General features: G+C 42.3%; 13 protein-coding genes and 1 tRNA gene. 9 read left to right on the top strand and 5 right to left on the bottom strand.

Features of this window, described 5'->3' with window-relative positions; all coding sequences use genetic code 11:
• Positions 1-3 precede the first annotated feature (3 nt).
• The 4 genes from FTV11_RS04570 to FTV11_RS04555 all read right to left on the bottom strand — a co-directional run bounded on the left by FTV11_RS04570 (position 4) and on the right by FTV11_RS04555 (position 2638).
• Positions 4-345 carry a hypothetical protein gene (locus FTV11_RS04570; protein WP_078189395.1) on the bottom strand — a complete coding sequence of 114 codons (342 nt, stop codon included), beginning with the start codon at positions 343-345 and terminating at the stop codon, positions 4-6.
• A gap of 154 nt (positions 346-499) precedes the next feature.
• Positions 500-575 (bottom strand) — tRNA-Glu (locus FTV11_RS04565).
• Between the two features lie 91 nt (positions 576-666).
• Positions 667-2175: a glutamate--tRNA ligase gene (gene gltX, locus FTV11_RS04560; RefSeq protein ID WP_168378189.1), complete on the bottom strand. Its 1509-nt coding sequence runs from the start codon at positions 2173-2175 to the stop codon at positions 667-669.
• A gap of 169 nt (positions 2176-2344) precedes the next feature.
• A complete protein-coding gene (locus tag FTV11_RS04555; protein ID WP_180073463.1) occupies positions 2345-2638 on the bottom strand; it encodes a hypothetical protein in 294 nt (97 codons plus the stop codon).
• A 381-nt stretch (positions 2639-3019) separates the two neighbouring features.
• On the opposite strand from FTV11_RS04555, the gene FTV11_RS04550 reads away from it, so the two are divergent.
• From FTV11_RS04550 to FTV11_RS04510, 9 genes are all read left to right on the top strand, one after another.
• Positions 3020-4027 (top strand): sulfate ABC transporter substrate-binding protein, encoded by a 1008-nt coding sequence (locus FTV11_RS04550; RefSeq protein WP_180073462.1) that lies wholly within the window; start codon positions 3020-3022, stop codon positions 4025-4027.
• A gap of 248 nt (positions 4028-4275) precedes the next feature.
• On the top strand, positions 4276-5292 hold the full coding sequence (locus FTV11_RS04545; protein WP_078189545.1) for a sulfate ABC transporter substrate-binding protein: 1017 nt from the start codon (positions 4276-4278) through the stop codon (positions 5290-5292).
• 185 nt (positions 5293-5477) lie between these two features.
• A complete protein-coding gene (gene rsmH / locus FTV11_RS04540) occupies positions 5478-6389 on the top strand; it encodes a 16S rRNA (cytosine(1402)-N(4))-methyltransferase RsmH (RefSeq protein ID WP_180011304.1) in 912 nt (303 codons plus the stop codon).
• A 10-nt stretch (positions 6390-6399) separates the two neighbouring features.
• The gene (ftsL, locus tag FTV11_RS04535; protein ID WP_078189390.1) at positions 6400-6732 is read left to right on the top strand and encodes a cell division protein FtsL; all 333 of its coding nucleotides are present in this window, start codon (positions 6400-6402) and stop codon (positions 6730-6732) included.
• A 12-nt stretch (positions 6733-6744) separates the two neighbouring features.
• Entirely contained in the window at positions 6745-8571 is a 1827-nt protein-coding gene (gene ftsI, locus FTV11_RS04530) for a penicillin-binding protein PBP3 (protein ID WP_180073461.1), read from the top strand.
• Between the two features lie 10 nt (positions 8572-8581).
• Positions 8582-10078 (top strand): UDP-N-acetylmuramoyl-L-alanyl-D-glutamate--2,6-diaminopimelate ligase, encoded by a 1497-nt coding sequence (locus FTV11_RS04525; RefSeq protein WP_180073460.1) that lies wholly within the window; start codon positions 8582-8584, stop codon positions 10076-10078.
• 9 nt (positions 10079-10087) lie between these two features.
• Positions 10088-11497, top strand: coding sequence for a UDP-N-acetylmuramoyl-tripeptide--D-alanyl-D-alanine ligase (murF, locus tag FTV11_RS04520; protein ID WP_180073459.1), 1410 nt, complete (start codon positions 10088-10090; stop codon positions 11495-11497).
• Entirely contained in the window at positions 11497-12615 is a 1119-nt protein-coding gene (gene mraY, locus FTV11_RS04515) for a phospho-N-acetylmuramoyl-pentapeptide-transferase (RefSeq protein WP_078189386.1), read from the top strand. The genes murF and mraY overlap by 1 nt, the downstream gene beginning before the upstream one ends.
• 77 nt (positions 12616-12692) lie before the next feature.
• Complete coding sequence (locus FTV11_RS04510; protein ID WP_180021660.1) at positions 12693-13496, top strand: putative RNA methyltransferase; 804 nt, start codon at positions 12693-12695, stop codon at positions 13494-13496.
• 53 nt (positions 13497-13549) lie between these two features.
• On the opposite strand, the gene ponA is transcribed toward FTV11_RS04510, so the two are convergent.
• Positions 13550-16090, bottom strand: coding sequence for a penicillin-binding protein PBP1a (ponA, locus tag FTV11_RS04505; RefSeq protein WP_180073458.1), 2541 nt, complete (start codon positions 16088-16090; stop codon positions 13550-13552).
• Positions 16091-16168: the final 78 nt, after the last annotated feature.

Genomic DNA, 16168 nt, shown 5'->3' with positions numbered 1-16168 from the left:
TGCTTAGATTTCCCACTCATGATTACATTCGCGGCATTTCCATTTTTTCTGTGATTGCATAAAACCTTGCATTGAAATTTTGAAATCTGGCAGGTCGCGATAGAACATGAAGCCAGCAATCAAGCAGGCAATAAATACAACAACAGTCGCAGTTTGTAATGTAGTACCTGCACCGTCACCAAAAATCCACATTGCGATGCTGATAATCACCAACAGTAAAAGAATAAATACCGCAGGGATGAGGATAATCAGGCTTTTAGGCACGACAGGACGAGCAACAGGCTGGCCTGCTTGCGCAAGAGGCATAATTTTAGGGCTTTGACATTTAGGGCAACGGTATTGCATTGCAACTCCATAATTTTAATCTATGGTTTATTTTAATCAGAATGACGCAGAAAGCAAAAATACCTTAAATTTAAATCAGATAAAATTTAGGCAATAAAAAACCCAAGTCATAATGCTTGGGTTTTTTATAAGATGATTTGCATCACCTTGAATATGGCGTCCCTACGGGGATTCGAACCCCGGTTACCGCCGTGAAAGGGCGATGTCCTAGGCCTCTAGACGATAGGGACAATTTGAGGCAACTTAGAGTTGGTTGACACCATCTCTCGGTATGGGCGCTATATTAGGGGGATAACGCCCATCCGTCAACTAAAAAATCAATTAAGCTTCATCAACTGCATCATTTTTCGGCAGTTTTAGGCTTTCATTGAGTTTTTCCCATGCTTTTGTTTCTTTTTTACTCGGACCGCCCACAATTTCAAGCGCATGACGTAAGCGAGCAAAGGTTAAATCAGGACCAATGGTTACCATCGATTGCATAACCGGTGTCGAAGATGTCGAACCAGCAATAGCAATAAAGAAGGTTGGCATGAAGTCACGAAGTTTAATGTCCATTTGGTTCGCCAAATCCATAAGCGTTTGGCTGACAGTGTCATTGTTCCAAGTGAACATGCTTTCTAGACGCCAAATGGCAAATTGAAGGCTTTGACGAACTTGTTCTTCAGTCAATTTTTTGCTTTCAAACTGTTCTTTGCTGAGTGTTGGGAATTGGTTGAAATAAAAACCTGCCCAATTCACTGCTTCAGACAATAAATTAATACGTGGTTGAATCGCAGCAGCAATTTCTTCCAAGGTATTACGATCTGATTTCCAAGCCAGTAGGGTATCGAGCAATTGACCCGGTGTTAAACCTTTAATCCATTGACCATTTAACCAGTTTAGCTTTTCAACATCAAAGATTGGACCGCCTAGTGATACACGTTGAATGTCAAAGTGTTCAATCATTTCAGCCAAAGTGAATTTTTCACTTTCATCCGGCATTGACCAGCCCATGCGGCCTAAGTAGTTCAATAATGCTTCTGGTAAAACGCCGATGTCTTTGTAGTAGTTAATTGATGTTGGGTTTTTACGTTTAGACAGTTTTGATTTATCTGGGTTACGTAACAGCGGCATGTGGCAAAGCACCGGCATGTCCCAACCAAAATATTTGTACAATAATTGGTGTTTAGGCGCAGAGGGAATCCATTCTTCACCACGAATCACGTGAGTGATTTCCATTAAATGGTCATCAACTACGTTTGCTAAGTGATACGTCGGTAAACCATCGGTTTTCAGTAGAATTTGCATGTCGACTTGCGCCCAAGGAATTTCGACTTCGCCACGCAGTAAATCGTTAAATTTACAAATCCCTTCTTCAGGCACTTTCATACGAATGACATGCGGTTCACCAGCAGCCAAACGCTGCGCCACTTCTTCCGCAGTGTGTTTTAAGCCACGTCCGTCGTAACGCGGTGATTCACCACGCGCTTGTTGTTCCGCACGCATTTGATCGAGTTCTTCTGCTGTTGCGAAGCAGTAGAATGCATGACCTTTTTCAACCAGTTCCAACGCATATTGTTTATAAATGTCCATACGTTCAGATTGGCGATATGGCGCATGAGGGCCACCCACATCTGGACCTTCTGACCAGTTCAAACCTAACCAACGCAATGAATCTAAAATCATTTTTTCAGATTCTGGGGTAGAGCGCAGTTGGTCTGTATCTTCAATACGAAGAATAAATTCACCGCCATGTTGCTTCGCAAAACATAAGTTAAACAATGCAATATAAGCAGTCCCAACATGCGGGAAACCAGTAGGAGAAGGTGCGATACGAGTACGAACAGTCATAATCAGCTTTTAATCAGAATGTAAATTGGGATCTATTATAACGAAAAAGCCTGATCACTTAATGCTTAATTCAACATTGAATGATCAGGCGTTTTTTAGTATTTTTTAGACGACAGTAGGGGAACTCGTCTAAAACAATAGCTTGGGCAGCATCAATATGCTGATGTCGTTATGAGTTGCTACCAGAGAAAATGGCTTGAACAAAACGAGAAAAACTTTGGTTTTGTGACGCAAAGAAACTTTGAGTTGGTGCTGCTTTAATAGACGTAAGTACTTTTAAATTATCGTCTGTACGGCCTTTGCCTTCAGATTTTTGCTGATTAATCGCTTTTTCGATCAATGAGGTACGTTCAGCAGGCATCGTAAGTTTGTTATTCGATGCGGTGCTGGTTGCAGCACAAAAAGCAGTCTGTGCAGTCACGCTTAAACTTAAGCCTAGGCATAGTGCGTATGAAAATTTCATGTCCAAATCTCCCCCTAGTTTTGGTGATGGAACTTTTTATTTGCAAAATAGTTTTAATATTTAGACTACGATTTAACCATCTATCGTAATTAAAAAGTAGAACTACGTCACAATTTTTACAAAAAAACTAAAAAAGTCTGTACTAGGATTACCTAAATAGACTGTTTTCTCCAAATTTTCGGATGTTTTAGCAAACAACTATGAAGATAGCATGGAGATCGCTTCTGATTGTTGCTGTATTAGCAGAATTAAAGCTTTAAATACGTTATTTTTAGATATCTTTAAAACAGAAATAGATTTGAATTTATATTATAGATATCTGATTGTTAAAGTTATTTTTGATTTATATAGTGCTCTCAAGATCAATTTGAGTTTGAGCAGATGAAAAAAATAATAGCATCGGGTATTTTCGCTTTATTGGGTGGGGTGGCGGTACAGGTGTATGCCGCAAAAGATTTCTTAAATGTTTCTTATGACCCAACACGTGAGTTTTATCAGGAATATAACCAAGAATTTGGACAATATTGGAAAAAACGTACAGGACAAGAGATTAATTTTAAACAATCACATGGTGGTTCTGGCAAACAAGCTCGTGCAGTGGCAACAGGTTTACAAGCAGACGTTGTCACTTTGGCATTGGCCAATGATATTGATGAAATTGTGGCGACTGGACAAATCAATAAAAATTGGCAAAAACAATTTCCACATAATTCTGCACCGTATACCTCAACTATCGTATTTTTGGTGCGTAAGGGCAACCCGAAAAAAATTAAAGATTGGAATGACCTCACCAAACTGGGTGTTGAAATTATTACGCCAAATCCAAAAACAGGCGGCGCACCGCGTTGGATCTATTTATCAGCTTGGGGATATGCATTAAAACAGCCGGGTGGAAATGAGGCCAAAGCCAAAGAATTGGTAAAAAAACTCTATAGCAATGTCAAAGTTTTAGATTCAGGCGCGCGTGGTTCACTCACGACCTTTGCTGAGCGTGGCATTGGAGATGTCTTACTGTCTTGGGAAAATGAGGCACTGTTGGCGACTCAGGGCCTAGGCAAAGATAAATATGACATTATTTATCCGTCTATTTCGATTTTAGCTGAACCTTCGGTGGCTGTAGTAGATAAAACCGTCGACAAAAATGGTAATCGAAATTTGGCGAAGGGTTATTTAAACTATCTATATTCACCTAAGGGCCAAGAGCTGGCAGGTAAATATTTCTTCCGCCCTCGCGATGCAAAAGCCACAGCAAAATACGCTGCTCAATTCCCGAAAGTTCAAACCTTTACCATTGATAAAGTGTTTGGCGGTTGGGCAAAAGCGCAAAAGACACATTTTGTGAATGGTGCGATTTTTGATCAAATTTATAGTGAAAAGAATAAAGAGTAAAACGATCCACCATAATGGGCGTTGTAAAAACGGATCATCTGGATTATCCGTTTTTCGCATATGTAATGCATAAAAATCTATATATAGGGAATAAGTAGATTGTTTTTGTGTATTTTAATATGAAAAACAAACAATTAAATTCGCTGCGTTAGCTGTATCCAGCAAAGGGTCTAAACTTGCTGCAATTGCGATTTATGACTTTATTTCATATATTTAGCAGTATTGAATATAACTTTATGCTGGCTGTTATGAAAACTCAATTTAAGGCGTGGCTCAGTGCCGCGTTGCTTGCCACTGGTGTTGCATTTTCAGCGTCTGCTCAGGCCGCTGATCGTGAATTTTTAAATGTTTCTTATGATGCAACGCGTGAATTTTATGACGAATTTAATAAGTCATTTGGTGCATATTGGAAAGAGCGTACCGGTAAAACGGTCGCATTTAAACAATCACATGGTGGTTCAGGCAAACAAGCCCGTTCTGTGGTTGACGGTTTAAAAGGTGATGTCGTGACTTTGGCCTTGGCCAATGACATCGAAGAAATTGTGAAGTCTGGTCAGATTCAGCCGGGTTGGCAAAAAGAGTTTCCACATAACTCAGCGCCATATACGTCAACGATTGTATTCATGGTGCGTAAGGGCAACCCGAAACATATTAAAGATTGGTCTGATTTAACCAAACCGGGTGTACAAATTATTACCCCGAACCCGAAAACTGGCGGTCTCCCACGTTGGGTTTACTTGTCAGCTTGGGGTTATGCTTTGAAACAGCCGGGTGGTAATGAAGCGAAAGCCAAAGATTTCGTGGGTAAGATGTACCATAACGTAAAAGTAATGGACTCTGCGGCACGTGCATCGATGACTACATTTGCAGAACGTGGTATTGGTGATGTGTTATTGACTTGGGAAAACGAAGCTTTAGTTACGCAAAAAACTTTGGGTAAAAACAAATTTGATATCGTGTATCCATCGATGTCGATTTTGACTGAGCCTTCAGTGGCAATCGTAGACAAAACTGTCGATAAAAATGGTAATAAATGGTTAGCTCAAGGCTATATCAATTATCTTTATTCTCCATTAGGTCAAGAGATGGCTGCTCGTCATTTTTACCGTCCACGTAATGCAGCAGTTTTAGCAAAATATAAATCACAGTTCCCGCCATTAAAAACCTTTACCATTGATGAAGTGTTTGGTGGTTGGGCAAAAGCTCAACAAACACATTTTGTGAATGGTGCGATCTTCGATCAGATCTACAATAACAAGCGCTAATACATCGAAATCTAGGATTTGAGATGTTCAAAGACCTCCTTCGGGAGGTTTTTTAATGGATGGCAAAAAATAAAAACGGTTTTCTCTATGGAAAGTAATATTTCTGTACAAAAAGACGTTTGGAGCTTTGCTAAAACAAGGTAATAATGTGCAGTTACATTTTTAGCTGTGTTGAACGAACCCTTATGTCGCATATTTCTGTATTACTTCATGAAACTGTTGATGCTTTACTGGCAGATCGCAATACAGGAATTTTCGTAGATGGCACATTTGGGCGTGGCGGTCATACGCGTTTATTACTGTCTAAATTAGATGAAAATGCACGTGTTTATGCCTTTGATAAAGACCCGCAAGCATTGGCCGTTGCAGCAGAATTAGAACAAGAAGATGCGCGTTTTAAAATTATTCACGCCAGTTTTGCCGATTTAAAAGAGGAACTGCGTAGTCGTGGTATCGATTTGGTCGACGGTATTATGGCGGATTTAGGGGTGTCATCTCCGCAGCTAGACCAAGCAGAGCGTGGCTTTAGCTTTATGAAAGATGGCCCACTCGATATGCGTATGGATAACTCACAAGGTCCAACAGCCGCAGAGTGGTTGGTTGATATTGAAGAAGAAGATTTGGCCAATATTATTTTTAAATATGGTGAAGAACGTTATAGCCGCCGTATTGCCAAAGCGATTAAAGCGGCAGGGTATATTGAAACCACAGCTCAATTGGCCGAAATTGTGAAAGTTGCCCACCCGAAATGGGAAAAAAATAAACATGCAGCGACACGAACTTTCCAAGCAATTCGTATTGCTATTAACAAAGAACTCGACGATATTGATATCTTCTTACCTCAAGCGGTGGAGATGCTGAAACCTGAAGGCACTCTGGCAGTGATCAGTTTCCACTCTTTAGAGGATCGTTTAATTAAACAATTTATTCAAAAAGAATCTACACTTGCAGAAGACACAGGCTGGGGTTTACCACAAAAACGCGAAGATACCCGCCGCTTAAAAAAAGTGTCACGAATTAAAGCAAGTGAAGAAGAAGTTAAAGCCAATCCACGATCTCGTAGTGCTTGGCTTCGTGTGGCAGAGCGTTTAGCTTAAAAGGCAAAGAATGAAAACCGAAGCAATCGAAAAAAACTCTGATCAATCGCAGTCGAAGAAAATCATTACATATGGCATTTTATTGCTCTTGGTTTTTGTGAGTGCGATTATGGTGGTCTTTCAAGTCTTTGAATATCGCCAAGATTATCGTCAATTGAGTACCTATATGCGTGAAAGGGATGACCTCAACGCAGAATGGGGACGTTTGCTGATCGAACAACAAACTTTCGGTGCAACAGCCCAAATTGGGACACGTGCAGTTACCCAATTACGCATGTATTCGCCTCCTATTGCACAAACCGTTGTTATTTCATTGCCACAAACTCCAGAACAGAAAAAATAGGCTGCCGGTCACATGGTTGAAAAGAGAAACAAACAAACTCCGCGTAAGAAACAGCAGTCTGTTACTGGTCGTACAGCCATTTCGGTGGAGATGTGGCGCTATCACTTGATGTGGGCAGTGGTTTTGCTGTGCTTCATTGCATTGGTGGGGCGGGCTTTTTATGTACAAATCATTAATAAAGACTTTTTACAAAATAAAGCCAATGCTAAAATTTTAAGAACTGAAACCTTAAAAGCCATGCGCGGTGTCATCTATGACCGTCACGGCGTTCCTTTAGCCATTAGTACTCCGATCATGAAAATCGTGATCGATCCACGTGATTATTTTGACAATAAAAAACTCTTTGAAGAAATTACGGCGGAATTGGCTAAAGATCCAAACAATCGTAAGTTAAAACGTCAATTACCAGATAAAAATCTGAATTTAGATGAACTCGCTGATGCTGTAGGGATGGATCGTGCTGAACTGAGACGCAAAATGAATGAGCGTCCACGTTCACGTTATTTAGTTTTAAAGAAAGAAGTGCCGCCGCAACAAGCTGAATTGATCATGAAACGTGACTTTCAGGGGGTATATACCGAGAAAAACTATAAGCGCTACTATCCACAGCCTCAGCCAAACTCACAAATTATTGGTTTAACCAATAGTGAGGGTATGGGCGTCGAAGGTTTAGAGATGCAATTGAATGAACGTCTTGCAGGCGTAGATGGTGCGCAGCAAATTGTCCGAGATAAAAAAGGCAACCGCGTTAAAGACCCTGAGATCGTGAAAGAAGTTGAGTCGGGTGAAAATATCACGCTGAGTATTGATTCACGTTTGCAATACATTATGTATCGTGAGTTGACTGCAGCCGGGGTAGCCAATAATGCACGTTCTGCCACAGCGATTGCTGTCGATGTCAAAACGGGTGAAATTTTAGCGATGACCTCTTGGCCGTCTTACAACCCAAATGATAAAAAAGGTGTCTTAAATAAAGATGCCATGCGTAACCGTGGTGCAATTGACTCCTTTGAGCCGGGTTCAACCATGAAGCCAATGACCGTGGCAATGGCGTTGGAAAGCGGTAAATACACGGCAAATACGGTGGTAAATACTACACCGGGTTCTATGCGCGTTGGCAATCATACTATTCGAGACACGCATAACTATGGTCCTCTGACTTTGGGCGGCATTATTCAAAAATCGTCTAACGTCGGTGTGGCAAAAATCGCTTTATCTCTCCCTTATGAAACATTACCAACGTTCTATCAACGTCTTGGCTTTGGTCAACGTTCAGCGGTGAAATTCCCCGGTGAAAGTGCTGGTCTGATTTTGCCGAAGAGTAAATGGAATGTGTCTGAAGTAGCGACCATGGCTTATGGTTATGGTTTGAACGCTACAGTGCTCCAACTGGCTGATGCATATGCCATGATTGCCAACAAGGGCGTCAAAATGCCACTGAGCTTGTACAAGCTTGAGGAAAAGCCGAAAGGTGAGCAGATGGTTGACCCTAAAATTGCTGATCAAGTGCTTTTAATGATGGAAGCGGTGACCTTACCGGGTGGTACGGCACGTCAAGCCAATATTCCGGGTTATCGCGTGGCAGGTAAAACTGGTACAGCACATAAATTACGTGCAGACCGTAAAGGCTATTCGACTTCAGAATATCGTGCACTCTTTGCCGGTGTTGCACCAGTGAGTGATCCACGTTTGGCTATGATTGTTGTAGTGGAAAACCCGACAGGTCAGTATTACGGTGGTCTGGTGGCTGCACCAGTTTTCGCTCGTGTAATGCAAGAATCTTTACGTTTAATGAACGTACCATTAGATAAACCTTTAGACACTCCTAAGATCCAGTAATAGGTGATGAATGAAAATTACGTTTCAAGATCTATACACCGTTGAACAGCCCGCTGAATGGATGTCGCAATCCTTTCAGGGCTTCAATCTGGATAGTCGCAAAGTTACAGCAGGGCAAATATTTATTGCCCTGACTTCGTTTTCGCAACCTGAAAAAACAGCACAATTTGCACGTGCAGCGTTAGAGAATGGCGCGTTGGCTGTCATTTCAGAAACTGATTTGGGCTTGGATCAAAGTGTCGTGATCGCGGATGTGCGTCAATTGATGGGGCAGTGGCAAAAGCAATATTTACAGGCGACTCAACCAGCTCAAGCTGCACGGATTTTGGCTGTGACGGGTACCAATGGTAAAACCACGATCTCACGCTTAATCGCTGAATTACTCATGCTGCAAGGCAAAAAATGTGCAGTGATGGGAACCACTGGAAACGGGATTTTACCGAATTTAGAAGCCTCATCTCACACTACTTTAGATGCGTTGCATATGCAAAATGCATTGCATGCCTATGCGCTTGAGGGTGCAGAGTTTGCTGCCATAGAGGCAAGTTCGCACGGATTAGAACAAGGTCGATTAAATGGCTGTGCAATTGAAATTGCCGCATATAGCAATTTAAGTCGTGACCATTTGGATTATCATAAAACCCTTGAAGCCTATGCTGAAGCGAAATCACGTTTGTTTCAGTTTCCATCGCTCAAAGTTGCAGTCATCAATCTCGATGATGAACATGCCGAAGTGATGCTGAATGCCGCGCGCCAAAACCCGGCTCAGCCTAAAATTTTGACTTATTCAACGCGTCAGGCTGCGGATTATCAAGTGACGGATATTCAATACAGCTTAACGGGCGCACAATTTAAATTGCGTACTGCTCAAGCTGAATTTGTGGTGCAAAGTCCATTATTGGGACACTTCAATATTGAAAATATTGTGGCGAGCTTAATTTCAGCGGAGCAAGCGGGTTTTGACTTATCTGCCTTGATCGCAACTGCGCCTGAGTTAAAAGGTGCGCCGGGTCGTATGCAAGTGATCCGTGATGATGAGCGCCTGTTTGTGGTGGATTATGCACATACACCAGATGCCTTGATTCAAGTGTTACAGACCTTAAAACGTCATGTATCGCAACAGTTATGGGCAGTGTTTGGCTGTGGTGGTGATCGTGATCGTGGTAAGCGTCCATTGATGACACAAGCGGCATTAAACCATGCAGATGTGGCGTTGATTACCTCGGATAATCCACGTACTGAAAACCCAGAACAAATTTTTGCAGATATGAAGGCTGGTATTGATTTTACTGGAAAAACTGTCCATGAAATCCATGACCGCCGTGAAGCGATTAAATTCGCAGTCAACCATGCGCAAGCGGGTGATATTGTGGTGATTGCTGGTAAAGGCCATGAAAACTATCAAGAAATTGATGGAGTTCGACATTGGTTTGATGATGTGGTGGAAGTGAAATCAGCGATTGATTCACAGCATCACAACACTGACTCGGCTTATCCAGCGCAATAGGAAACAGATATGCATACTTCAACGACCAGTACGGTTCCATTAGAACCATGGACTGCCGAACAGTTGGTTCAAGCGACACAAGGTCACTGGCATAATAATCAAGCGCCGACAGCTCCTGTGAAACGAATTTTGACCGATTCACGTCATGCAGAGCAAGGCGATGCTTTTCTTGCCCTGAAAGGTGAACGCTTTGATGCGCATGACTTCCTTGCTCAAGTGGCTGAAAAGGGTTGTGAAATTGCCATTGTGAGTCATCCGGTCGATGTGGATATTTGTCAGTTGGTGGTTGCAGATACACGTTTGGCGCTTGGACATTTGGGTGCATTTCGTCGTGCCCAAAACCCAGCTTTAAAAGTCATTGCCTTGACAGGAAGCAGTGGTAAAACCACAACCAAAGAGATGCTCGGGAGTATCCTTTCTCGTCTTGCACCAACATTAATTACGCGCGGTAATTTAAATAATGACCTTGGTGTGCCGATGATGTTACTTGAGTTGCGTCCAGAACATCAGTATGCCGTGATGGAGCTTGGTGCCAGTCATAAAGGTGAAATTGATTACACCTCAAATTTGGTACAGCCTCAGGTTGCCGGAATTTTAAATATTGGCACCGCTCATATGGGTGAATTTGGTGGGCGTGATGGCATCTGTCGTGCCAAGTCTGAAATTTATGCACATATAGCGAAAACAGGAACTTCGATTGTGCCTGCGGCAGATGATTTTACAGATGCCATTCGTCAAGCTGTGCAAACTGAGCAAGTAATGAGTTTTGGTCAGGGCGGGGATGTCTTTGCGACTGAGACGGAGCTTCAGGCTCAATCTTCACGTTTTATCTTAAATACGCCACAAGGTGCACGTCCTGTTCAACTGCCATTTGCTGGTGAACATAATGTGCAAAATGCCACTGCAGCCGCAGCTTTCGCATTATCGATTGGTGTGAGTTTAGATGATATCGTTGTGGGGCTTGAACATGCGACAGGTGCCAAAGGCCGTCTAAACTTTATTCAGCATAAAGATTATTTGTTTATTGATGATACTTACAATGCAAATCCAACCTCAATGCGTGCTGCTGCTGATGTACTTGCGCAGCAAGATGGCATCAAAGTCATGGTCATTGGGGATATTGGTGAGTTAGGTTCATCTGCTGCACAGCAGCACTACATGTTGGGACGTGATCTTGTCTCACACTCTGGTCTTCAATTTGTCGTTGCTGTCGGTGAGTTTTCACCTGCTGTGCAAGAAGGCGCGCGCAGTACACAATATGGTAAAAAATTACAGGCCTTTCTTACTCAAGAACAGGCTTTACCGTTATTAATTAGTCTAGTCAAAACACATCAGCCTCAGTCCATGAGTTTCCTGTTTAAAGGTTCTCGTTATACCCACATGGAAACTTTGATGGCTGAATTGATGGAGAAACTTTAATGCTGTTATGGTTATTTGAGCAGCTTGCGGGTTATCACAGCTCGTTTCAGGTTGTTCGTTATTTAACGCTTCGTTCGCTACTCAGTGTCTTAACGGCATTGGCCATTGGTCTGTTGCTTGGACCTGTGATGATCCGCAAATTGCAAGCTCTCAAATATGGTCAGGCAGTCAGTTCATTTGCACCTGAAAATCATGCCAAAAAAATGGGCACACCGACTATGGGCGGTGTGTTGATTTTACTGTCTATTGGGATTTCAACCTTACTTTGGGCCGATCTTTCAAACCCTTATGTATGGATTGTACTTGGCGTGATGGTGATCTTTGGTGCTGTTGGCTGGGCCGATGACTGGATTAAAATCCGTTATAAAGATAATGCCGGTCTACCTGCGAAGAAGAAATTCTTTTGGACTTCTGTGGCATCGTTAGGCGCCGGTATTGCGCTCTATGTGATTGCGACACAGCAAGCAAACCCAGTACATACCTCAAATATGTTGGATCTGCTGATTCCATTCTTTAAAGAAATTAGCATTCCGTTGTCTATTATTCCACTCGGTATTGGCTTTATTGTCTTTACTTATTTGGTGATTAACGGTGCATCTAATGCTGTGAACTTAACCGATGGTTTAGATGGCCTAGCAATTATGCCAATCGTTCTGGTTGCCGCAGGTTTAGGTGTATTTGCTTATCTGGCTGGTGATGTTCGTTTTGCCGATTATTTACATATCCCTTATGTGAAATACGCATCTGAACTTGTCGTGATCTGTGCGGCAATGATCGGTGCTGGTTTGGCATTCTTATGGTTTAACGCACATCCTGCTCAAGTGTTTATGGGTGATGTCGGTGCCTTATCTCTAGGTGCGATGCTCGGTACGATCGCAGTCATGGTTCGTCAAGAAATTGTTTTTGCCATTATGGGCGGTGTCTTTGTGGTTGAAGCTATTTCTGTTTTCTTGCAAATTGGCTCACTGCGTATGCGGAACAAGCGTGTATTCTTAATGGCACCGCTGCACCATCACTATGAGAAAAAGGGATGGCGTGAAACTCAGGTGGTGATTCGTTTTTGGATTATCACAATTATGCTGGTAGTTTTGGGTCTAATGACTTTAAAATTACGTTAAGCAAATAAATAAACGAAACCGGCATTTGCTCCCACAGATGCCGGTTTTTTTATTTCAAAAATATAGTGGAGTAAATGATGAACCTGTTGATGTGTCCTGTATGCCGTGAAGCATTGAAACTCACAGAGCGGACATGGCGCTGTGAAAATAATCATAGCTATGATGTTGCAAAACAAGGCTATGTCAATTTACATGTGGTTCAACATAAACACAGTAAAAACCCGGGTGATACGCCTGAATCTGTACAGGCGCGTCGAGCATTTTTAAGTGCAGGTCACTATGCACCTTTGCAACAGGCAGTAGTGGCTTTGATTCAAAAGTTACGTGTTGAAAACTTGTTGGATATTGGCTGTGGTGAAGGCTATTACACCAATGCAATGCAAGCTGAAGTATTACAGTGTGTGGGTGTCGATATTGCTAAAAATGCAGTACAAGTGGCCGCTAAACTGAATAAAGAGGTGACTTGGGTGGTTGGGACAGGGGCAACCTTACCTGTATTAGATCATTCGATTGACTTGTGTACGAGTTTATTTAGTCCTATTCCTCAAGAAGAAATCCTTCGTGTGTTAAAGCCTGAAGGGCACTTGATGGTGGTTACACCTGCGCCAGAGCATCTTTATGCAATGCGTGAAGCCCTGTTTGAAGAAGTAAAACTACATGAACCGCATAAATTTGTGGAACAACTGGCGAATGATTTTGAATTGGAAAGTGAGCAAGTGGTACAAGCGAAAATGTCACTTTCTCAGCAGGATCTCAAAAACTTAATTGCAATGACACCTTATGCCTATAAAGTGAAAGCTGAGCGTCGAGAAGCTCTAGAAAAAAATGAACAATTTGAGTTGCAAGCGCAGTATCAAATTTATCTCTTTAAAAAGAAATAATGCATTGGAAGTGATAAAAAAGCCCTCGTTTGAGGGCTTTTTTTATGCAGTATTTACTGAACTTGATCGATGAGATGATCAAGTGCGTCCGTTTTATGCTCTGCACCTTGTGGTTTAGGCTGCATTGGCGGAGGCGCAGTTCGAGTCGGTGCAAGATTGGTTTCAGTAGACCCAGGAAGGTCGTCAAAATCATTTTGCGAAGCCTGAGGCTTCGGTGCAACAGGAGCAGGACGATACAGCGGTTGAGCCATTGGTGGCGTTGCTGCACGATCTTGTTCAGGTTGACCTTGAGTCGCTTTAGCCGAATTACGGTTGATTGGATTCTTGGCATGGGTGTCTAAACGCACCCAAGCTTCAGGTGTGCCTTTAAGTGATTTCGCCATAAAATCTGACCAAATAGGCAATGCTGCAACACCACCATATTCACGGCGACCTAAAGTAGAGGGTTGGTCAAAACCGACCCAAGCCACAGTGACCAATTTTCCATTAAATCCAGCAAACCACGCGTCTTTTGCATCATTGGTTGTACCGGTTTTACCGCCTAAATCACCGCGACCAATTTTTAAAGCCGCACGACCTGTACCGTGTTGGATCACGTCACGCAAGATGTTCGCCATATCAAAGGCTGAACTTGACTTCAAAATCCGCTGAGCTTGTTTATAGTTTGCTGCTTCAGTATCGGAAATTTTTGATTCAGCGGGCTTGTTATCCTGATTGGTGACTTCAATCACTTCATCATCCGGCGTGGTCGGATCTGCAGATTCAACTTCGTCCTTTTGATTGATACATTGAATACATGCATATTCAGGATTGGCTTGATAAATGACTTTGCCATAAGCATCTTCAATACGGCTAATAAAATGGGGTTGAATACGATATCCACCGTTGGCAAAAGTCGCATAACCTGTCGCCATTTGAATCGGCAACACCTGTGGGGTACCTAAAGCAATGGTGTAGTTACGTGGAATTTGGTTTTCTTGTAAGCCAAAATCCATAAATAATTGGCGAGTACGTTCAATCCCGACAACTTGTAATAAGCGTACTGAAACTGTGTTACGTGATAAATAGAGGGCACGGCGTAGAGGTATCATCCCTAAATAGCGACCGTCAGAGTTTTTAGGCGTCCACTTGCCAATCGTAATTGGATTGTCATTGACCATGGAATACGGAGTCATGCCACGTTCAAGTGCTAAAGCATAAACAAAGGGTTTAATGGTTGAACCCGGCTGACGCCAGCCTTGTAGAGCACGGTTAAATTTAGATTGATAAAAATTATAACCACCCACAATGGCTTCAATACCACCATTATTGGGATTAAGTGCAATTAATTGACCTTGCGCTTTGGGAATTTGCACCAAAGCCCATGAGCTTTTGTCCGCATTCGGACGTAGGCGAATAATATCTTTTACTTTTACAATTTGAGAGGCTTTGCTAGGCGCATTGCCTACACTATTGGCATTGCGATAGGGGCGTGCCCAAGATAAACCTGACCATGGAACTGTCACACTACTGCCGTCTTGCATCAACACTACGATACTGGTGTTGTTGACTTTGGTTACTTCGGCAGGATAGGTGTTGGCATATGGAATAAAGTTTTTTAAGGGTTCATCATGTGCTTCTGCACCACGCCAACCATGTCGTCTATCGTAAGCTTCGAGACCCTCTTGTACAGCCTGCTCAGCATAGGCTTGGCGTTGGCTGTTGATAGTGGTGTAGACTTTATAGCCAGAATCCGTCGCTTGTTCACCAAACTTTTCTACGAGCTCAGAGCGAACCATTTCCCCGACGTAGGGGAATTTGTTGCTGACCCCGCGGTCAGGCATATCGAGATTAATCGGTTCAGCAATCGCTTTTTGATATTCAGATTGATTGATATACCCCAATTGCAACATACGGCCTAAAATCCAATTACGACGCTCTAAAGCACGTTTTGGGTTGGCTACAGGATTGTATTTTGAAGGTGCTTTAGGTAAGCCTGAAATCATTGCCATTTGAGCCAAACTTAAATCTTGCAGGCTCTTGTTATAATAAATTTTTGCTGCTGCTGCGATCCCGTAGGCATTTTTTCCTAAAAAGATTTTGTTGACATACAGCGTTAAAATTTCTTCTTTACTTAGATTTTGTTCAATTTTTCGAGCAAGGAAAACTTCGGTCAGTTTACGTTTTAAAGTACGCTCTGGAGTCAGATAATAGTTTTTTGCAACCTGCATGGTAATGGTTGAACCACCGGTTTGCACATCGGAACCGGTAATACTTTCACTGACGGCACGCCCCAATCCTTTGAAACTAATGCCGCTGTGTTCAAAAAACGAAGAATCTTCCGCAGCTAAAAAGCCATGAATGAAATGAGACGGGATTTGGTCGTACTCTACAGGGACCGAAAGTTTGCCACCATATTCTGCAATCAGCTCATTATCAGCACTATAAACCTGTAATGGTTTTAATAATGGAGCCTTTTTTAAGATGGACATTTCAGGCAAAGACGGGGCAATATAGAGATACATGCCATAGAAACCCATTGGAATTGCGACCAAAATAATAATAATGGCCAAAAAAAATGGATGAACAAGGCCTGAACAAGATAGCTTTTTCATAACAAGTAAGTTTTAATAAGAGCTAATGGCAAACTAATTGGTGGTCAGTATATCCTTTCGATATACGGATTGTTAGAT

Origin of the sequence: Acinetobacter sp. YH12231, assembly GCF_013417755.1 — a bacterium.
GTDB classification, from domain to species: Bacteria; Pseudomonadota; Gammaproteobacteria; order Pseudomonadales; family Moraxellaceae; genus Acinetobacter; species Acinetobacter amyesii.
The sequence above is the reverse complement of the archived record's forward strand: the minus strand, read 5'-3'. Positions and strand labels throughout refer to the sequence as shown.